18 protein-coding genes are annotated in these 20,062 nt (G+C 63.0%); 4 read left to right on the top strand and 14 right to left on the bottom strand.

Translation table 11 applies throughout. The features are described 5' to 3' along the window. The first annotated feature begins 8 nt into the window (after positions 1–8). The 3 genes from FB597_RS11645 to FB597_RS11635 all read left to right on the top strand — a co-directional run bounded on the left by FB597_RS11645 (position 9) and on the right by FB597_RS11635 (position 3,519). Positions 9–941: a 3-hydroxyacyl-CoA dehydrogenase gene (locus tag FB597_RS11645; RefSeq protein ID WP_144769603.1), complete on the top strand. Its 933-nt coding sequence runs from the start codon at positions 9–11 to the stop codon at positions 939–941. A 466-nt stretch (positions 942–1,407) separates the two neighbouring features. After that, on the top strand, positions 1,408–2,340 hold the full coding sequence (locus FB597_RS11640; RefSeq protein WP_141912382.1) for a 3-keto-5-aminohexanoate cleavage protein: 933 nt from the start codon (positions 1,408–1,410) through the stop codon (positions 2,338–2,340). A gap of 207 nt (positions 2,341–2,547) precedes the next feature. Beyond that, positions 2,548–3,519, top strand: a complete 972-nt coding sequence (locus FB597_RS11635) for a thymidylate synthase (RefSeq protein ID WP_144769602.1) — start codon at positions 2,548–2,550, stop codon at positions 3,517–3,519. A gap of 88 nt (positions 3,520–3,607) precedes the next feature. On the opposite strand, the gene FB597_RS11630 is transcribed toward FB597_RS11635, so the two are convergent. From FB597_RS11630 to FB597_RS11605, 6 genes are all read right to left on the bottom strand, one after another. Next, complete coding sequence (locus tag FB597_RS11630) at positions 3,608–4,930, bottom strand: MFS transporter (RefSeq protein ID WP_144769601.1); 1,323 nt, start codon at positions 4,928–4,930, stop codon at positions 3,608–3,610. Between the two features lie 64 nt (positions 4,931–4,994). Continuing rightward, positions 4,995–5,939: a hydroxyacid dehydrogenase gene (locus tag FB597_RS11625; protein ID WP_144769600.1), complete on the bottom strand. Its 945-nt coding sequence runs from the start codon at positions 5,937–5,939 to the stop codon at positions 4,995–4,997. After that, a complete protein-coding gene (locus tag FB597_RS11620) occupies positions 5,936–6,628 on the bottom strand; it encodes an RraA family protein (protein WP_141912372.1) in 693 nt (230 codons plus the stop codon). The genes FB597_RS11625 and FB597_RS11620 overlap by 4 nt, the downstream gene beginning before the upstream one ends. Before the next feature lie 66 nt (positions 6,629–6,694). Continuing rightward, on the bottom strand, positions 6,695–7,615 hold the full coding sequence (locus FB597_RS11615; protein ID WP_144769599.1) for an SMP-30/gluconolactonase/LRE family protein: 921 nt from the start codon (positions 7,613–7,615) through the stop codon (positions 6,695–6,697). 19 nt (positions 7,616–7,634) lie between these two features. Further along, a complete protein-coding gene (locus tag FB597_RS11610; protein ID WP_144769598.1) occupies positions 7,635–8,963 on the bottom strand; it encodes an MFS transporter in 1,329 nt (442 codons plus the stop codon). A 10-nt stretch (positions 8,964–8,973) separates the two neighbouring features. Then, positions 8,974–9,933, bottom strand: coding sequence for an amidohydrolase family protein (locus FB597_RS11605; RefSeq protein WP_183405760.1), 960 nt, complete (start codon positions 9,931–9,933; stop codon positions 8,974–8,976). A gap of 126 nt (positions 9,934–10,059) precedes the next feature. Between FB597_RS11605 and FB597_RS11600 the strand changes: the two genes are divergently transcribed. Then, positions 10,060–10,944, top strand: coding sequence for a LysR family transcriptional regulator (locus FB597_RS11600; protein ID WP_144769597.1), 885 nt, complete (start codon positions 10,060–10,062; stop codon positions 10,942–10,944). Here the strand turns inward: FB597_RS11600 and FB597_RS11595 are convergent. From FB597_RS11595 to pstS, 8 genes are all read right to left on the bottom strand, one after another. Continuing rightward, positions 10,919–12,586 carry a methyl-accepting chemotaxis protein gene (locus tag FB597_RS11595; protein ID WP_141912362.1) on the bottom strand — a complete coding sequence of 556 codons (1,668 nt, stop codon included), beginning with the start codon at positions 12,584–12,586 and terminating at the stop codon, positions 10,919–10,921. The genes FB597_RS11600 and FB597_RS11595 overlap by 26 nt on opposite strands. 343 nt (positions 12,587–12,929) lie before the next feature. Then, positions 12,930–14,240, bottom strand: a complete 1,311-nt coding sequence (gene phoR / locus FB597_RS11590; protein ID WP_144769596.1) for a phosphate regulon sensor histidine kinase PhoR — start codon at positions 14,238–14,240, stop codon at positions 12,930–12,932. 75 nt (positions 14,241–14,315) lie between these two features. Then, a complete protein-coding gene (locus FB597_RS11585) occupies positions 14,316–14,993 on the bottom strand; it encodes a response regulator (protein WP_141912356.1) in 678 nt (225 codons plus the stop codon). 117 nt (positions 14,994–15,110) lie between these two features. Next, complete coding sequence (phoU, locus tag FB597_RS11580) at positions 15,111–15,821, bottom strand: phosphate signaling complex protein PhoU (RefSeq protein WP_141912354.1); 711 nt, start codon at positions 15,819–15,821, stop codon at positions 15,111–15,113. A 171-nt stretch (positions 15,822–15,992) separates the two neighbouring features. Then, positions 15,993–16,793 carry a phosphate ABC transporter ATP-binding protein PstB gene (gene pstB / locus FB597_RS11575; protein WP_141912351.1) on the bottom strand — a complete coding sequence of 267 codons (801 nt, stop codon included), beginning with the start codon at positions 16,791–16,793 and terminating at the stop codon, positions 15,993–15,995. A gap of 32 nt (positions 16,794–16,825) precedes the next feature. Beyond that, positions 16,826–17,725: a phosphate ABC transporter permease PstA gene (gene pstA / locus FB597_RS11570; RefSeq protein WP_141912349.1), complete on the bottom strand. Its 900-nt coding sequence runs from the start codon at positions 17,723–17,725 to the stop codon at positions 16,826–16,828. Further along, positions 17,722–18,732 (bottom strand): phosphate ABC transporter permease subunit PstC, encoded by a 1,011-nt coding sequence (gene pstC / locus FB597_RS11565; protein ID WP_370454681.1) that lies wholly within the window; start codon positions 18,730–18,732, stop codon positions 17,722–17,724. Before pstC ends, pstA begins: the two co-directional genes overlap by 4 nt. A gap of 200 nt (positions 18,733–18,932) precedes the next feature. Further along, on the bottom strand, positions 18,933–19,982 hold the full coding sequence (gene pstS / locus FB597_RS11560; RefSeq protein WP_144769594.1) for a phosphate ABC transporter substrate-binding protein PstS: 1,050 nt from the start codon (positions 19,980–19,982) through the stop codon (positions 18,933–18,935). Between the last annotated feature and the right edge of the window lie 80 nt (positions 19,983–20,062).

Here is a 20,062-nt window from a genome sequence, read left to right as displayed (position 1 = left end):
GAAAACCCATGAGCGAGAAAATCGCAGTCATCGGCGCCGGCCTGATCGGCCGCGCCTGGGCCATCGTATTCGCCCGCGCCGGGTTCAGCGTCGCCATCTGGGACGCCATTCCGCAAGCGCTGCAATCCTGCCAGCAACTGCTGCGCGAAAACGTCGCCGACCTGGCCGGGCATGGCCTGATCGATGAAAGCGTCGATACCGTGCTGGCGCGCATCAGCCCGGCCGCGAGCCTGGCCGACGCCTTGCAGGGCGCGGTGCTGGTGCAGGAGAACGTAAAGGAGACGGTAGAGGTCAAGCGCGAGATCTTCACCGAGATGGACCGGCTGGCCGCCCCCGACACCATCCTCACCAGCTCCACCTCATGGATCCCGACCTCGGAATTCTCGGAACACCTGCCGGGCCGCGAACGCGTGCTGGTAGCGCACCCGGTCAATCCGCCCTACCTGGTGCCGCTGGTGGAACTGGCCCCGGCGCCATGGACTTCAGCCAAATCGGTCGAACGCGCGCGCGACATCTACACCCGCGCCGGCCAGTCGCCGGTACTGCTGAAGAAAGAAATCACCGGCTTCCTGCTCAACCGCATCCAGGGCGCGGTGCTGAACGAAGCCTTGAACCTCTACGAAAACGGCTATGCTTCCTCCGAAGACCTGGACAAGGTACTGAAAGACGGCCTCGGCCTGCGCTGGTCCTTCATGGGCCCGTTCGAAACCATCGACCTCAACGCCCCGGAAGGCGTGCTGGACTACGCCAAGCGTTACGGCCATACCTACCGCGACGTTGCCAAGACGCAGCAGCCTAACGAATGGCAAGCGGATACGCTGGCAAAGATCGAGAAGGAAAGGCGCACGGCACTGCCTGCGGAGAAACTCGGCGAGCGTGCGCGCTGGCGCGACAACCGGTTGATGGGATTGGTGGCGCACAAGCGCAAGCAGCCGGGCTGAATGAAAAGATGAATCGTCGTCCAGACGAAAGTCAGGACCCAGCGTCGTTTAACGGCCGCTGCAGTGCGACGAACGCCACTGGGTCCCGGCCTGCGCCGGGACGACGGAAATGGAAGATAGTGATCCTGCCAATCGAAACCGCAGGCGAGCAGCAAGCACCGCGAGGCCGAAGGCGAGCATGCGACAAGGCAAAGCCGAAGGCGAGCCGGACAAGAAGTCCGCTTCTGACCAGCCCCGAAGGGGCTGGGCGGTAGCCTTGTTGGAGCAGTGCTCCAACCCTTTCTTTGCTTACTTTCTTTGGCGAAGCAAAGAAAGTGAGCGGCTGCCGGGCCGCCCCCGGCGCTCCGCTTCGACCGGAGAAAGAAAAGAATCAAGCCAGTACACCGATAAGCAGCAAGATCAGACTCACAAACAAGCGGCATCAAAAATCAGCAACACAACAAACATTCAACAGGAGCACACCACCATGGCCAAACCCCGCAAAGTCATCATCACCTGCGCCGTCACCGGCGCCATCCACACCCCCTCGATGTCACCGTACCTGCCGGTGACCCCCGATGAAATCCGCGACGCCGCCCTGGGCGCGGCCGAAGCCGGCGCCGCCATCGTCCACCTGCACGCACGCGACCCGCAAAACGGAAAACCGACCCAAGACCCCGACGAATTCCGCAAATTCCTCCCCGCCATCAAGGCCAAGTCCAACGTCGTCATCAACCTGACCACCGGCGGCGCGCCGACGATGGGCGTACAGGAACGCCTGCAACCGGCGCTGCAACTGAAACCGGAAGTGGCCTCCCTGAACATGGGCTCGATGAACTTCGGCCTGTATGAAATGCTGGGCCGCTTCAAGGACTTCAAGTACGACTGGGAAAAACCCTACCTGGCCGAGTCCGACGACCGCATCTTCCGCAATACCTTCAAGGACATCGCCTACATCCTTGAGTCCTGCAGCGCCAACCAGACCCGCTTCGAGATCGAGTGCTACGACATCGGCCATCTCTACACCGCGGCCCACTTCATCGACCGCGGCCTGATCAAGCCGCCGTTCCTGATCCAGTCGGTGTTCGGCCTGCGCGGCGGCATCGGCAACGACATGGAAGACGTGATGCACATGAAGCGCACCGCCGACCGCCTGTTCGGCGACGACTATTTCTGGTCGGTGCTGGGCGCCGGCCGCGGCCAGATCCCGATCGCCACCATGTCGGCGGCCATGGGCGGCCACACCCGCGTCGGCCTGGAAGATTCGCTGTGGGACGGCCCGGGTCAACTGGCCAAGAGCAACGCCGACCAGGTCAAGCGCATCCGCACCGTAATCGAGGCGCTGTCGCTGGAAGTGGCCACGCCTGATGATGCGCGTGAAATGCTCAAGCTCAAGGGCGGCAATAACGTGGCGTTCTGAGCGACAGTACCCGCCACAGGAAAAGCCGGCGGCTGCGATAGCCGCCGGCTTTTTCATTACCGTCCGGAAACGGCAGTCTTGATCAACCGGCAACACCGCGCACCGAACCGGAAGCCGACGGCGGCATAGGCTACAATCTCTCCCATCCGATTCAGCCCCGCCGCGTCATTTCCCTGTGCCAATGGCCGGCCTTGCACCGTACCTCCGATGAAACAATACCAAGACCTGATCCAAGACGTCCTCGACAACGGTAGCTGGCAGGAGAACCGCACCGGCATCCGCACCTTGAGCGTGCCGGGCGCCATGATGCGCTTCGACCTGCAAAAGGGTTTCCCGGCCGTCACCACCAAGCGCCTGGCGTTCAAGTCGGTTGTCGGTGAACTGGTGGGCTTCTTGCGCGCCACCCGCAGCGCCGCCACCTTCCGCGAACTGGGCTGCAAGGTGTGGGATCAGAATGCCAACGAAAACGCCGAATGGCTGGCCAACCCTTTCCGCGCAGGCACCGATGACCTCGGCCCCGTGTATGGCGTGCAATGGCGCCAATGGCCAGCCTACAAGGTGATCGACGCCGCCAGGAACGACCAGATCGAAGCGGCGCAACGCAAGGGTTTCGGCATCGTCTCCAGGCTCATCGACAATGGCCAGGACAAGGTCCTGCTATACAAGGCCGTCGACCAGTTGCGCGAATGCCTCGACACCATCGTCAACAACCCGGCCAGCCGCCGCATCCTGTTCCACGGCTGGAATTGCGCGGTGCTGGACGAAGTCGCCCTGCCGGCATGCCACCTGCTTTACCAATTCCTGCCCAACCAGGCGACCAGGGAAATTTCCCTTTGCCTGTACGTGCGCAGCAACGATATCGGCCTTGGCACGCCATTCAACCTGGCCGAAGGCGCCGCCCTGCTGCACCTGGTCGGCCGCCTCACCGGCTACAAGCCGCGCTGGTTCACCTATTTCGTCGGCGATGCCCATATCTACGAGAACCACATCGACATGGTCACCGAGCAGTTGAAGCGCGATCCCTTCCCCGCGCCCAGGCTGGTGATTTCCGACCGTGTCCCCGACTTTGCCGCCACCGGCAAATACCAGCCCGAATGGCTGGAAAAAGTAGAGCCAAGCGATTTCAGCCTGGAAAACTACCAGCACCATGCGCCATTGACCGCGCCGATGGCGGTCTGAAAACCACCGCTGCACAGCAAAACGCCCGGCGTTTCCGAGGAAACGCCGGGCGGCATCATTTCGCCCTGCAATACTGCGCGGCACTACATTATCGGATCGCTTCCTTCAATGCGGCGACCGGCGCGCGCGGCTTGCGACTCAACACCAGCAAGATGGTGACGCTGACCAGCGACATCAGCACCAGCGGCAAAAGCGCGAGCGAATAACTCCCGGTAGCATCCTTGACCCAACCGTAGACGTTGACCATCAGCCCGCCGCCGATCAGGTTGGACACCGCATTGATGCCCGCCAGGCCGGCGGCCGCCGAACCGGTAGCCAGCCAACCGGTCGCCATCGCCCAGAACGGCCCCTTGAAAGAGTACGCGCCGATCAGCACCAGCGACAGCAATATCACTACCGGCGCCAGCGAATGCACTATCGAAGCCAGCCCCATCCCTGCGCCGATGAGCAGCAGCGGAATGGCGGTGTGCCAGCGGCGCTCGCGGGTACGGTCGGAATGACGCCCCCACCAGACCATCAGCACGCACGCGACGGCATACGGAATGGAATTGATGAGACCGATCTGCATCACGTTCAACCCAAAGGACTTGAGCAGCTGCGGTTGCCACACGTTGAGCACCGACCCGGCTGCCGACGCGCAGGAACATACCAAGGCCATGCCCCAGACATGGGGATTGCTGAACAGCTTCCAGAGCGGCACGTGCGCCTTGGCAGTACGCTCCGCAGCCTCTGCCGCCATCGTCCGGGCCAGCCATTCGCGCTGCCGGGCGGTAAGCCAGGCCGCCTGTTCCGGCCGGTCGGTCAGGAAGAACAGGCAGACGATGCCCAACAATACGGTCGGCAAGCCTTCGATGATGAACAGCCAGTGCCAGCCGCGCATTCCGCCGATACCATCCATCTGCAGCAATAGCGCCGACAGCGGCGAAGCGATGAAACTGGCGGCAGGAATCGCCACCATGAACAGCGCCACGATACGGGCGCGGTAGGCCGACGGGATCCAGTAAGTCAGATACAGCACGACGCCCGGAAAGAAGCCGGCTTCCGCTGCCCCCAGGATGAAGCGGACGAAATACAGGGAGTACGGCCCTTGCACCAGCGCGGTACAGGCTGAAATCAGGCCCCAGGTAATCATGATGCGCGCCAGCCATTTCCTGGCGCCAAAGCGCTGCAGCGCCAGGTTGCTGGGGACTTCGAAGATGAAGTACGCGATAAAGAACAGGCTGCCCGCAAACCCGAACATCCTGGATGAAAGGCCGATGTCCTGGTTCATTTGCAGCGCCGCCATACCGATGTTGCCGCGGTCGATGAACGCGAACAAATAGCAGAGCATCAGGAAAGGCAGCAGGCGCCAGGTGACTTTTTTCACCGTCTCCCGTTCCAGCTGCTTTTCATCCGTCACTGTTGTCTCCATGTGTTTTCTCTTCAGGAAAATGGCCGCCGCCTATTCATGACGGCTGGCCTTTGATCATTATGAATCAGGCGAGCGCCTGCTCGGCCTCCACCACCGCCAGCACGTTACTGGCCGCGCTCGTTCCCATGGCGATGTAGGCACGGTCGGATACGCCGCCGATATGGGGGCTGAGAACCACGTTGCCGATGTCTTGCAGCGGATGCGGAGCGGTGAACGGCTCCTGCGCGAAACTGTCCAGCCCGGCGGCACGCAGCTTGCCGCTGTTCAATGCCTCCACCAGCGCCGCTTCGTCAATGAGGCCGCCGCGCGCGGTGTTGACCAGGATGGCGCCGTCCTTCATGCGCGCCAGCGATTGCGCGTTGACCATGCGCTTGTTCTCATCAGTCAGCGGGCAATGCAGGGACAGGACATCCGATTGGGCGAAAACCGTTTCCAGATCGGCCAGCTCGACGCCGGCCGGCGCCTGGCTGGCGAACGGGTCATGGGCGATGACACGCATGCCCAGCGACAAGGCCGTCAGCGCCACCCGACGGCCGATGGCGCCAAGGCCCACCTGGCCGAGGGTGCGCCCCTGGAGCTCGACGCTCTTGTGGGTCGACTTGTCCCAGTGCCCCTGGCGCATGCGGCGATCCAGGCCCGTCACGTTCTTGGCGCAGGCGAAAATCAGCGCCCAGGTATGCTCCGCCACCGCCGGCGCGTTGGCGCCCACCGCCGCCTTCACGGCAATGCCGCGTTCCTGCGCCGCCTTGCTGTCGATGGTGTCGATCCCGGTGCCGTGCTTGGAAATCACACGCAGCGCCTTGCTGGCGTCCATGATGCGGCCGGTAACGCCGCCGTAGCGCACGATGATGGCCACCGGCTGGTGTTGCGCCGACAGCGTCAGCAAGTCGTCCTCGGTCGGCTTGGCGCCGGCGAAGACCAGTTCATAGTCGCGCAGGATGTCGATGGCTTGCGGCGCCAGGTCGGCACCGGTCACCAGCACCACGCCTTTCTTGCCGGCCGCACTCACAGGGTTTCCCCTTCCTGCAGCGCGCCGGCCTTGCGCAGCGCGCTGTCCAGCCAGCCGGGACGCAACGGGCCGCCGGTACGGATTTCGCTCAGGCGCTTGGTCTCGTCCTGTACCTTCTTGGCCGCCGCCGCCAGCAGGGTCGGCGCCTTCTCGCGCTCGACCACGACCACGCCGTCGGCGTCGCCCACGATCAGGTCGCCCGGCTGCACGCTGGCGCCGCCCACCGAGACCGGCCAGTTGACGCGGCCGGCGATGTTCTTGGTGGGGCCGTTAGGATTGGCGCCGACCGCATACACCGGAAAGCCGATTTCACGGATAGCCTCGGTATCGCGCACGGAGCCGAAGATGACGATGCCGGCCATGCCGATGGCCTTGCACTGCGACACCATGATCTCGCCCAGCAGAGCGCAGGTTTCATCGCCCTTGCCGTCGATCACCAGCACGTCGCCCGGTTTGGCGATGGCCATGGCGGCGTGGATCATCAGGTTGTCGCCGGGGCGCACTTCGACGGTCAGCGCCGGGCCGGCCACCCGCATGCTCGGCGACAGCGGGCTGATGCGGCTGCACAGCGTGCCGCGGCGACCGGCGACGTCGGCCAGGATGGAAGCAGGGAATTCGGATGCCTGGGCGACGATGGCGGCATCGACGCGCTCGATGTCGCGGATGAGGTCTGGTTTAGTGGTGCTCATGATGATCCTTTGCTAGGCAATTGCGGGATAGGTTGATGGCTGATGATTGATGATTGATAGTTGGCGTCAGGCGTGCGAATACATCGGCAGACCGGCTGCCGGCACATCGGCGCACAAGATGGAACCGGTCTGGGATTCGGTAATGAACAGGCGCTTGCCGTCCGGGCCGCCGAAGGCCAGGTTGGTGGTCGAGATACCGGCATTGGAGCGGATCCGCAGCAACGGCTCGGCAAACCTGGATAGCCGCCAGATGGAGCCGAAACCGGTGTGGGCGATATACAGGCAGCTCTCGGAATCCAGCGCCAGGCCGTCCGGCCCGGCCATGCCGCCATGCAGGTTGGCGAACACGCCGACCTTGCCCACCACGCCGCTGTTGTGCAACGGGATGCGCCAGATCTGCTGCGCGCGGGTCACCGCCACCAGCAGGTGGTTCAGCGCGGGGTCGTAGACGATGCCGTTCGGGCTGGGGATGGTGTTGATCAGGCAGGTCAACTGGCCTTCGGGAGAAAGGCGATAGACGCGGCCGGTCGGATCCTGCAGGCCGGTCTGCCCCTGGTCGGTGAAGTAGATCTCGCCGGACGGCCCGAACACCAGGTCGTTGACGCCCTTGAAGCCTTCCGAGCCTACCGTTTCCAGCAGCGGCGAGACTGCGCCGGTGTCCGGGTTCAACTGCACCAGCCCGCGCTTGTAGTCGGTGATGACGATGCGGCCGTTCTTGTCGATCTTCAGGCCATTGGGCCAGCCGTCGTACTCGGTGACCAGCTCCCACTCCCCTTCCTGCGAGATGCGGAAGATGCGGCCGTACGGAATGTCGGTGACATACAGGCGGCCCTGGCGATCGAACGACGGTCCCTCCAGGAAGGAATCGATCGGCAGGCCGCCGCGGTTGGCATCGCTCCAGGAATTCTTCCTCGGCTTGCGGAAACTGTCCGGCAGCCGCGTGAAGATCGTCGTTTCAACAGTGGGAGGTGGTGCGAAGAAGCTCATGATCGGTTTGTCCTGACATTTATTTCTCGGTCTTGGCGGGATCGCCCAGCACGAGGGTGATCACCGCCCCCAGCAGCAGCGCCCCGGCCACGAAGATCAACGGATAGGTAAAACCCTGGGTCGCTTCCCGGATGAAACCGATCATCGACGGGCCGACGAAACCGCCCAGGTTGCCGATGGAGACGATCAGCGCCAGCCCGCCTGCCGCCGCGCGGCCGGTGAGAAAGCCGGAGGGAATGGCCCAGAAGGTGGCCTGGAACGAGAGGATGGAAGCCACCGCCACGGTGATGGCCAGCATCTTCAGCAACGGGTCATGCATGAAGGCCGAGATCGCGATCGACGCTGCCGCGATGGCGATCGCACCGGCCACGAAGAACAGGCGCTTGTCGCTGTTGTTGGCCAGCCTGGCCCACAGGGTCATGGCGATGGCGCCGACGATGTAAGGAATGGCGGCGACCAGACCGACCTGATGCGACGGCAAGCCGAACTCCTTGATGATCTGCGGCAGCCACAAGCCGATGCTGAGCGAACCGATGATGCCGCAGAAGTTGGCGCCGGCCAGCGCGAACACGCGCCAGTTGGAGAAGGCGTCGCGCAGCTTGTTGCCGTGGCGCGCAGCCAGGATGTCTTGTTCGGTCGCCAGTTCGGCTTCCAGCCATTGCTGTTCGCGCGGGGTGAGCCAGCGCGCCTTGGACGGACGATCCGGCAGCAAGAACAGGCAGGCCACGCCCAATAAGACCGCCGGCAGCGCCTCCAGCAACAGCAGAACCTGCCAGCCCTTGAAACCCCACAGGCCGTGCAGTTCCATCAACGCACCGGACAGCGGCGAGCCGATGATGTTGGCCACCGGAATGCCGATCAGGAAGAAAGCCGTGGCCTTGCCGCGCCACTGTCCGGGGAACCACTTGGTGAAATAGAGGTAGATGCCGGGCGTGAAACCGGCTTCGGCCATGCCCAGGAAAAAGCGCGCCAGCGCGAAACTCTTGGGGCCGACCACGAAGGCCGTCGCCATGGAGATCAGCCCCCAGGAAATCATGATGCGCGAGATCCACATGCGTGCGCCGAAACGATGCAGCGCCAGGTTGCTGGGAATCTCGAAGAAGAAATAGCCGATGAAGAACAAGCCGGCGCCCAGGCCGAACTGCGACGGCGTCAGGCCCAGGTCCTTGTTCATGGTCAGCGCGGCAAAGCCGACATTGATGCGGTCCAGGTAGCTGACCACATAGCACAGCAGGATGAAGGGAATCAGGCGACGCATCACCTTTTTCATCGTGGACTGTTCGTCGACGGATTGTGTTTCTGCCGCAGATGCGCTGTGCGTCATCAGGACTTCCTGTGCCTGGCTCATTGTGTTTTCCTCAGAAGCGGTAAAGACGCGCAGGGTTATCCGCCAGCAATGCCTTGAGTTGCTCGGCGGAACCGGCCCATTCGGCCATCAGATTCAAGAGGAGCGCATCGTCCGGTTTATGCTTCTCGGTCGGGTGCGGCCAGTCGCTGCCCCACAGTACCTGCGTCGGGGCCGCGCTGATGAGCGCGCGGGCCAGCGGCGCGACGTCGCCATATGCGGGGGCGCCGGCCTTGCTTGCCAGGTAGGCGCCGGACAGCTTGATGTAGGCGCGCTTGTCCTGCATCAGGCCGACGACGAATGCATAGACAGGATGGGAAGCGCTGTCCTGCAATGGAATGCGGGCGAAGTGATCGAACACCACGGGAACCGGCAGGCGCGACAGCATGTCGCGGTTGGCAAGCAGCTCGTCGTTGGACATGTTGACCTGCATGTGCCAGCCCAGGTGCGCCACGCGGCGCGCCAGCGGTTCGATCATGGCCGCGCTGGTCACGGAACCGATGGCCAGGTTGAAGCGCAAGCCCCTGATGCCGGCCTTGTCGAGCCGCGCCAGCTCCGCATCGCTCACGCCGGTATCCAGCACGGCGACACCGCGCGCCGAGGCCCCCAGTTGTTCCAGCGCATCCAGGGTGCAGCGGTTGTCGGTGCCGTAAGCCGAAGGCGTCACTACGACATTGCGCGAGGTTCCCAGCCGCTGCTGCAACCTGCGGTACATCGCCACGGTGGCCGGCGGGTGCAGCAGCTTGGCGCCGGGCGCCCAGGGGAAGCGGTCGTCATAGATATGCATGTGGCAATCGCATGCATCGGCCGGCAACTTGATGGAGATGCGCTCGCTGCCGGCGGAATGGGGAAACGCTTCATCGCTTGCCATTGCGGATGCGCCGGATGCGCCGTATGCGGCTGTGCCCAACCCTGCCGCCAGCGCCGTTGCCCGGCGCAGGAATGCACGACGTGTCTGTACTGTCTCCAACATCTTCGTCTCCATGTTTTTTCCGCGCCGGCGATGAGCCGGTGCATCGTTTGGAGGGCAGTCTACGCGCCGGTTTTTTTAATGTATATTTGCTTTTATTTTGCATTCCATAACTTTCAGGAATGAATCATGGACTATCGCGATCTCAAGTATTTCGAGGTGATTGCCGAGGAAGGACATGTCGGGCGCGCGGCGGAGCGGCTCTACAAGACGCAGCCGGCCCTGACCAAGTGCATCGACCGCCTGGAAGAGCAACTGGGTGCGCCGCTGTTCGAGCGCGCAGGACGGGGAATTCGCCTGACGGCGGTGGGGGCGACGCTGCTGGCGCGATCGCGCCAGATCACGTTGATGATGGACGACACCGCCCGCGAGATCGGCGACTATGCCAATGGACGGGCGGGCAACATCCGGCTGGGATGCATTCCCACCCTTGCCGAGCACATCCTCCCATCGTTCTGCGAAGAACTGCTGCTGGAGGCGAACAAAGTCACCATCGACCTCAAGGTCTCGATGAACGATGCGTTATTGGAAGGCCTCAAGACCGGTGAACTGGATATCGTGCTGGGACCGGTGATCCAGAGCGATGATGTGTTCCAGACCGAGGAGATCATGCATGACCAGATGGTCGTGATGGCCAGCGCGCACCATCCCGTCTTCAAGCGCAAGTGCACGCTGCGCACTCTCCTCGACTATCACTGGGTGCTGCCGGCGCAATCGGTGCTTAGCCGGCAATGGCTGGACAACGTCTTCGACCGCCATCACCTGGCGCGGCCGACCGTGCAAATCACGCCCACCGTACTCAACATGATCATGCCGCTGATCGAGCGCACCAATCTGCTGGGCTTCGCCTCGAAGTTGAACCTGGATGCCGGCCGCGGGAACCTGCGGGAAGTCGTATTGAAAGAAACCACGATGCTCAGGCGCATGGGGGTAACCTATCGCCGCGACATGTACCTGTCTCCGGCGGCCCAGCGCCTTATCGCCATCATCAAGCGTCGCTACGGCGCTGAATGACCAGCAGGTTTCCAGGGTCTGTTTGCGATGCCAATTGCGATGCCAATGCCGGCCCTGCGGCAAAGACAACTTGCTGCTCGGGTGCGCCAGCCAGCTTGAATTGGCTGACGACTTCGGACAAGCGGACGGCCTGCTCCTGCATCGCTTCGGCTGCGGCCGCCGCCTGTTCCACCAGGGCGGCGTTCTGCTGCGTGGCCTGGTCCATCTCGACGATGGCCCGGTTGACCTGGCCGATGCCATCGCTCTGCTCGGCGCTGGCGGCGGTGATCTCGCCGACGATATCGGCCACGTGACGCACGCTGGCGACCACCTGCTCCATCGTGCTGCCGGCCTGGCCCACCAGGGCGCTGCCGGTGCCGACCTTGGCCACCGAGTCGTCGATCAGGCCCTTGATCTCCTTGGCCGCCGCCGCCGAACGCTGGGCCAGCGAGCGCACCTCCGACGCCACCACCGCGAAGCCGCGCCCCTGTTCGCCGGCGCGGGCCGCTTCCACCGCGGCATTCAACGCCAGGATATTGGTCTGGAAAGCGATGCCGTCGATCACGCTGATGATGTCGACGATCTTGCGCGAAGACTCATCGATCGCGCCCATGGTCGAGACCACCTGGCTGACCACGCCGCCGCCCTGCTGCGCCACCGCCGAGGCCGAGGCCGCCAACTGGTTGGCCTGGCGCGCATTGTCGGCGTTCTGGCGCACGGTGGAGGTCAGTTCTTCCATGGCTGACGCGGTTTCCTCCAGCGAACCGGCCTGGCGCTCGGTACGCGCCGACAGGTCGAGGTTACCGCTGGCGATCTCGCGCGAGGCGGTGGAAATGGCGTCGGTGCCGCTGCGTACCTGGCCGACGATGCGCGCCAGGTTGCCGGTCATGGCCTGCAAGGCATGCAGCAGCTTGCCGGTTTCATCGCGGCGCGATGCCATGCGCGCGTCCACTTGCACGGTCAGGTCGCCGGCGGCCACGGTCTCGGCCACGTCGACCGCCCGTTCCAGCGGGCGGGTGATGCCCAGCGCCAGGCGCCAGGCGAACAGCCAGCCCAGCACCAACAGCAACGCGCCCAAGGCCAGCATCAGGTTGCGGCTGTGCTCATAGATCGCCTGGATGTCCCCGGCGATCCGGTCAATGCCTTCCCGCTGTACATTGAGCAATTGCTGCAGCAGGTCGAGGTAGCCCTTGGCCGCCGCATCGTAAGGACCGGCCAGGATCTTCTCGACCTCCTCGACCTGGCCGTCGGCCTTGGCCTTGGAGATGGCGTCGCGGTATTTGATGTAGTCCTTGCGAACGGCCGAGAGTTTGTCGAAGACGGCCTTCTCGGCATCCGAACTCAGGAGCGCCTCGATCGCCTTCTGTTGCCCGCTCGACAACTTGGTTGCGGCAGCGGCATCTTCGGCGAAAAAGGCGGCCAGGCTGGCGTCGGAACTCTTGGCGATTGCCGTGGTGCGGCGCACGCTGGTATGGATGGTGCGGTACCAGTCCGACACCAGGCGCTCCTTGGTCAGCGGCTGCTGCATCATGGCGGCGGTGGCTGCGGCGATGCCATGCAGGCGCCAGATGGAAAAGGCGACCACCACGCAGGCGGCAATCAGGATGAAAGCGAAGCCCAAGGTCAGGCGCCGGCCTATCTTCATATTGGCGAAGTAGCTCATTTTTTCTCCTTCCGGAGTTGTTGATTTTTCATGTCGGGGGAAGAAGCTTGCCGGCCACCGGATCGTGTTGTCGCACCGCCGTTGTGGACCGGCAGCATGGTTCCGATAGCCGCGCCGCCGGCTCTCGCTCTCGTCTCCCCTCTTGCGAAACTGCCACCCGGCGCGCCGGTATTGTGTCCGTGAACGCCTGCCGGCAGATATTCGTATTTCTACCTAGCACGCAGTTCCGAGCAGCCAACGCGCCGGCGTTTCCCGCGCGACCCGCCTATGCTGCGGCAATCGGCCTGCACCAGACGATCGGCCATGAAAAAAGGATGCCATGGCATCCTTTTTTGCATTTTCGTCATTTGACTGGCACAAAATCCTCAATCGTCTGGCTGGCCGGAAAGTGTACGGTAAAGGTGCTGCCCCGATCCGGCACGGACTGGATGTCCAGCACGGCGCGGTGGCGCAACAACACATGACGCACGATCGCCAGGCCCAGGCCGGTGCCCTGGGTTTCGCGCGAGCGGCTCTTGTCGACGCGGTAGAAACGCTCGGTCAGGCGCGAAATATGCTCGGGACTGATGCCGATGCCGGTGTCCTGCACGGAGAAATGCGCGCCCTGTTCGTCGCTTTTCCAGCGCAGCATGATGCGCCCCGACGGCGGCGTGTAGCGCACGGCGTTGGTCACCAGGTTGGTAAAGGCGCTGCGCAGTTCATCGATGTTGCCCTTCAGGTCCGGGCCGTCGACTTCCAGCGTGATGTCGTGCTTGCCGGCCGACAGCGCGCGCGCTTCTTCGGCGATGCCTTCGAGCAGCGGCCGCACCCGCACCACTTCCGAACGCAGCGGGTAATCGATCGATTCCAGCCGGGTCAGGGTCAGCATGTCATCGATCAGGTTTTGCATGCGCTGGCCCTGTTCGGTCATGAGCGTCAGGTGCGCGGCGCGGGTCTCGGGATCGAGCTTGGGCTGGGCCAGGGCGATTTCCAGGAAGCCGTTGATGACCGTCAACGGCGTGCGCAGTTCATGCGAGGCATTGGCCACGAAATCGCGCCGCATCATGTCGATGCGCTCGGACTCGGTGGCGTCATGGGTGACCAGGATCTGGCGGCGGTTCTCGAACGGGATGATCTGCACGATCAGCTTGCGCTCGTGCAGCGTCAGCGTCAGCGGCTGCTCGTAGCGGCCCAGGATGATGTAGTCGATGAAGGCCGGATTGCGGATCAGGTTGGTCACGCGCATGCCCTTGTCGCGCTCCAGCTTCAAGCCCAGGTGCTGCTGCGCGGCCGGATTGCACCATTCGAGGAACAGCACATCGTCCATGATCACCACGCCATCGGGCAACAGGCTCATGGCCTGGCGAAAACGCGCCAGCCACTCGGCAAGTTCGGCCTGGTTCTTTTCGTCGTCCCGGCGCATGCGGTACAGGCGGGCATAAACGTCGGTCCACGCCCCCCAGCCGTCCGGCAGGCGGGACTGGCCGGAATCGTCCAGCCAGCTGGAAAGGCGGAACAGGTAATGCAGGTGGGTCACCATCATCGCCCCCACGCCCAGCACGGCGACGACCAGGCCGGCAATAATGCCGAAGAAGAAACCGACGACTCCCGCTCCGGCCAGGCACAACACCAGGCGCAAAATGGCGGGAATCCAGAACAGCAGTTGTGGACTCATTGAAATCGAAAGAAAGACGTGGAGCGCTGTGCGCTTATTATGGGCCCGATTATGTCACCGGGTCCTATTCTCGCTCTATTTTGTCGACAGCATGTAACCGACGCTGCGCACGGTCTTGATCAGGAATTCCGCATCGCGCAACGCCTTGCGCAGGCGCAGCACGTGCACATCCACCGTGCGCTCTTCAATCACCACATGATCGCCCCACACTCTATCCAATAACTGGCTGCGCGAAAATACCCGGTCCGGGTGGGCCAGGAAGAACTTCAGCAGCTTGTACTCGGCATGGCCGATATCGATCTTGCCGCCCGACAAGGTCACCGAGCAACTGGCCGGATCGAGCGTGATCGGGCCGGCCGACATGATTTCCTGCGCATGTTCGGGGCTCTTGCGGCGCAGCAACGCCTTGATGCGGGCGGTGAGCTCGCGCGGGGAAAACGGCTTGGTGATGTAATCGTCGGCGCCATTGTCGAGGCCGGCGATCTTGTCTTCTTCCATGCTCTTGGCGGTGAGCATGATGACCGACAATTGCTGCAACTGGCGGTCGGCGCGAATGCGCGAAAGCAGGTGCAAGCCGCTGCGGTCGGGCAGCATCCAGTCCAGCAACACCAGTTGCGGCGCGCGGTGCTGGACGAAGTCCCAGGCCGCGGCGGCATTCGACACGACAAAACTGGACCAGCCGGCTTCCTTGAGCGTGAAGGCAATCAGCTCGGCAATCGACGGTTCGTCTTCGACGATCAGGATAGTGGTCATTGGGTCAACGTCTTCTCAAGTTTGCGGGTCTCCCACCGCACTGCGGATTTCCGCGCGGGCCGGCAATTCAGCGGTACTGCTGCCGTTTTTCTCCGCGCGGATCCTGGTACCGCCTGTTCAGTCAGCCGCTTCGTCAACCACCTTGGCCGAACCGACGTCGGTATGGCGGATGTCGACGCCGCCCACCACATACACCACATACTCGGCGATGTTCTTGGCGTGGTCGCCGATGCGCTCGATGGCCTTGGCCACCCACAAGGTGTCGATGGAACCGGAAATGGTGCGCGGATCTTCCATCATGAAGGTGATCAGGCTGCGGGTGATCGAGCGGAAGCCGTGGTCGATGCTGGCGTCCTGCTTGATCAGCTCCAGCGCCTGCTGGTCGTCCAGGCGGGCGAAGGCATCGAGCGCGCTGCGCAGGATGTCGCCGGCCTGTTCGGCGATCATGCTGACCGTCTCGTAGTGATTGATCAGGCCGATGCTGCGCTGGTGCAGGTGGATCGCGGTGCGCGCGATCTTGGTCGCCTCGTCGCCGACGCGCTCGAGGTCGGTGATGATCTTGATGGTCGCCATCACAGTACGCAAGTCGTTGGCGGTCGGCTGGCGGCGCACGATCAGGTGGCTGCAGGCGTCGTCGAGTTCGACTTCCAGGCGATTCACCGCCTCGTCGTCCTTCATCACGCGCTTGGCCACTTCAAGGTTGCCGGTGCGGAAAGCCGAGATCGCATCCTGGAACTGATGCTCGACCAGCCCGCCCATGGCGAGCACCTTCGAACGGATGGCTTCCAGATCGCTGTCGTATTGCTTGGAGGAGTGATCGCCTGTCATGTGACGTTCCTAATTAATATAAAAATATGATGTTCTTACTGCGCTGTTGAATCGTCGGATCGGCGTAGCGAGCGCTTCGAATTCGCGTCGAGAAGCGCAGCCGTACGGATGTACGGTGAGCATCACAGGCGCGAAGTCGGAGCGCGCAGTAGCCGAGACGATGATTCCAACCTAGCCAAAACGACCAGTAATGTAGTCTTGGGTTTCCTTGCGCGCCGGATTCATGAAGATCTGGTCCGTCTCGCCAAACTCCACCAGCTCGCCCAGGTACATGTAGGCGGTGTAGTCCGAGCAACGCGCGGCCTGCTGCATGTTGTGGGTGACGATGGCGATGGTGTAGTCGTTCTTGAGCTCGCCGATCAGCTCCTCCACCTTGGCCGTGGAGATCGGATCCAGCGCCGAGGTCGGCTCGTCCAGCAGCAGCACTTCGGGCTTGACCGCCACGCCGCGCGCGATGCACAGGCGCTGTTGCTGGCCGCCGGAGAGCGACAGGCCGCTCTTGTGCAGCTTGTCTTTCACTTCGCCCCACAGCGCGGCCTTGTTCAGCGCCCATTCGACGCGCTCGTCCATCTCGCCCTTGGGCAGGTTCTCGTACAGGCGGATGCCGAAGGCGATGTTGTCGTAGACCGACATCGGGAACGGGGTCGGCTTCTGGAACACCATGCCGACCTTGGCGCGCAGCATGTTCAGGTCCTGCCCGGCGTCGAGGATGTTGCGGCCGGCGTACACGATCTTGCCCTCGGCGCGCTGGCCGGGGTACAGGTCGTACATGCGGTTGAAGGTGCGCAGCAGGGTCGACTTGCCGCAGCCCGAGGGGCCGATGAAGGCGGTGACCTTGCCTTCGTAGATGTCGAGGTTGATGTTCTTCAGGCCCTGGAATCCGCCGTAGTAAAAGTTCAGCTGCGAGATCTCGATCGTGGACTTCTTGGCCGCAGCGGCGTTGGCGGATGCGGTCGGAGCAGAGTTTGCCATTTGAGCAGTAGTCATGTCGGTCACTTGAAAAATTAGCCGGGGATTTGTTGCTTGAACAGGGTACGGGACAACACGTTGAGCAGCAGCACGCTGAAGGTGATCAGCAGCGCCCCGCCCCAGGCCAGCGAGACCCAGTTGTCGTACGGGCTCATCGCGAACTGGTTGATCACCACCGGCAAGTTGGCGATCGGACGGTTCATGTTGGTGCTGAAGAACTGGTTGTTGAGCGCGGTGAACAGGAGCGGCGCGGTCTCGCCCGAAATGCGGGCCACCGCCAGCAGCACACCGGTCACCACGCCAGCCTTGACGGCGCGCAGGCGCACGATCACGGCCACCTTCCAGCGCGGAGCGCCGAGCGCGAAAGCTGCCTCGCGCAGGCCGCTGGGAACCAGCTTGAGCATGTTGTCGGTGGTGCGCACGATCACCGGAATGGCGATCAGCGAAATGGCGAAGGTGCCGGCCCAGCCCGAGAAGTGCCCGACATTGGCGACGTAGATCGCGTAGATGAACAGGCCGATGACGATGGACGGCGCCGACAGCATGATGTCGGTCACGAAGCGGGTCACCTGGGCCAGCTTGCTCTCTTCGCCGTACTCGGCCAGGTAGACGCCGGCCAGGATGCCGATCGGGGTGCTGATCAGGGTGCTGAGGCCAACCATCAGCAGGCTGCCGACGATGGGGTTGAGCAAACCGCCGCCCTCGCCGCCGGGGCCCGGGGTATTTTCGGTCAGCAGGCCGAAATTGAGCGCGGCCACGCCCTTGACCACCAGCGTCAGCAGGATCCAGGCCAGCACGAACAGGCCCAGGCCCATCGCCAGGAAGGAGAACAGCATGCCGATGCGGTGCTGGAACAGGCGGCGGCGGTACACCGGGTTCATCGCCTCCGGCTTTTCCATGCCGCCGGTTGCGGAAACTTGATTGGTCTGGCTCATTTGGTACCTTCCTTGCGGGCCATGCCCATCAGCATGATCTTGGCCGCGGACAGGACGATGAATGTGATGACGAACAGGATCAGCCCCAGCGCGAACAGCGAGGAGACGTGCAGCTTGCTCGACGCCTCGGCGATTTCATTGGCCAGAGTGGAGGCGATACTGTTGCCGGCGGAGAACAGCGACCAGGACAGGCGGTGCGAGTTGCCGATCACGAAGGTGACGGCCATGGTCTCGCCCAACGCGCGGCCCAGTCCCAGCATGACGCCGCCGACCACACCGGTCTTGGTGTACGGCAGCACCACCTTGCGCACCACTTCCCAGCGGGTGCATCCCAGGCCATAGGCCGACTCCTTGAGCACCGCCGGCACCACTTCGAACACGTCGCGCATGACCGAAGAGATGAACGGGATGATCATCACCGACAGGATCAGGCCGGCGATCAGGATGCCGATGCCCATGGTCGGGCCGGAAAACAGCATGCCCAGGCCGGGGATCTGGCCCAGCGTCGCCTTCAGGAAAGGCTGGCCGTATTCCGAGAACAGCGGCGCAAAGACAAACAGCCCCCACATGCCGTAGATGATGCTGGGCACGCCGGCCAGCAGTTCCACCGCGGTGCCCAGCGGGCGGCGCAGCCTGGCGGGGCAGATCTCGGTCAGGAACAGGGCGATGCCGAAGCTCACCGGGAAAGCGATCAGCAAGGCGATGATCGACGTCGACAAGGTGCCGACGATGGCGATCATGGCGCCGTATTCGTCATTGGTCGGATCCCACTCGACGCGCGTGATGAAGCCCGGGCCGAACGCATGGAAAGCCGGCCAGGCGCCGATGAAAAGGGAAACGATGATGCCGCCCAGCATCAGCAGCACGGTCAGTGCGAAGATGAGCGTCACCTTGTGGAACAGGAAATCTTGCAGGCGCTGCCTGCGCATGACGGCCAACAGCTGCCCGTGCGCGGCCTGCGCGCTTTGAGCATCTGCCGCGGATTTTTTTACTTCGGAATTCGACATAGCCGTAGCGGGGTAATTTGCGCTCATTTTGAATTCACCATGAAAACAGGCCATCGCCGCGAATGCTCTGCTGCCCAGAGTTGCTCGTTCTCGCTTCGATGGCCCATGTGCTTCGTTGAAGGAAGCTTTCTTTTCAGCTTGCCAGCCGTCCTGGCGAGGATGCCTTGCGGCATCCCGTCAAGGGTTCGGCGATAAAGCGATTACCAGATCGCCTTGCCGCTGCTGTCCTTGATGTTGGCTTTCCAGGAATCTTCCACCAGCTTGGTGACCGAAGCCGGCAGCGGGACATAGTCCAGCTCGGATGCCGACTTGGCGCCGTTCTTGAAAGCCCAGTCGAAGAACTTCAGGACTTCCTTGCCCTTGGCGCCATCGCCAGCCTGCTCCTTGTGCAGCAGGATGAAAGTAGCGCTGGAGATCGGCCACGAAGCCTTGCCGGCTGCATCGGTGAAGTCGACGGCGAAGCCCGGGGTCTTGGCCCAGTCGCCGGCGGCGGTAGCGGCCTTGAAGGATTCGTCGTCAGGCGACACGAACACGCCGTCCTTGTTCTTCAGCTGGGTGAAGTTCAGCTTGTTCTTCTTCACGTAAGCGTATTCGACATAGCCGATTGCGCCCTTGACCTTCTGCACGTTGGCGGCGACGCCTTCGTTACCCTTGCCGCCCACGCCGGTGGGCCACTTCACGGCCGTGCCTGCGCCGATCTTGCTCTTGAAGTCTTCGTTGGCCTTCGACAGGTAGCTGGTGAACACGTACGAGGTACCCGATGCATCCGAACGGTAGACCACGGTGATGTCATCGGCCGGCAGCTTCAGGCCCGGGTTCAGGGAGGCGATTTCAGCGGCGTTCCACTTGGTGATCTTGCCGGCGTAGATGTCGCCCAGCACGTGGCCCGACAGCTTCATCTGGCCCGGGGTGATGCCGTCCAGGTTGACAACCGGCACCACGCCGCCGACGACTGCCGGGAATTGGGTCAGGCCGGCTTCGGTCAGTTCTTCCTGCTTCAGGGGAGCGTCCGATGCGCCGAAGTCGACGGTCTTGGCCTTGATCTGCTTGATGCCGCCGCCCGAGCCGATCGACTGGTAGTTCAGGCTGTTGCCGGTAGCCGCCTTGTACAGCTCCGCCCACTTGGCGTAGATCGGATACGGGAAGGAGGCGCCAGCGCCGGTGATTTCTGCTGCATGCACTGCGCCGCTGAATACGATGGTGCCGGCGACGGCGACTGCAACAGACTTAATCAGTTGGTTAAACCCCATTTCTGATACTCCTATGTTTTTGAGAGATTGAGTGTCACTGAGACATCGCGATTGGAAGGATGCCCTTCTGGGACAGGGCG

It is taken from the genome of Herbaspirillum sp. SJZ099 (assembly GCF_007828355.1).
GTDB lineage: Bacteria > Pseudomonadota > Gammaproteobacteria > Burkholderiales > Burkholderiaceae_D > Herbaspirillum.
Note: the sequence above shows the minus strand (reverse complement) of the source record. Positions and strands in the feature narration are given on the sequence as shown.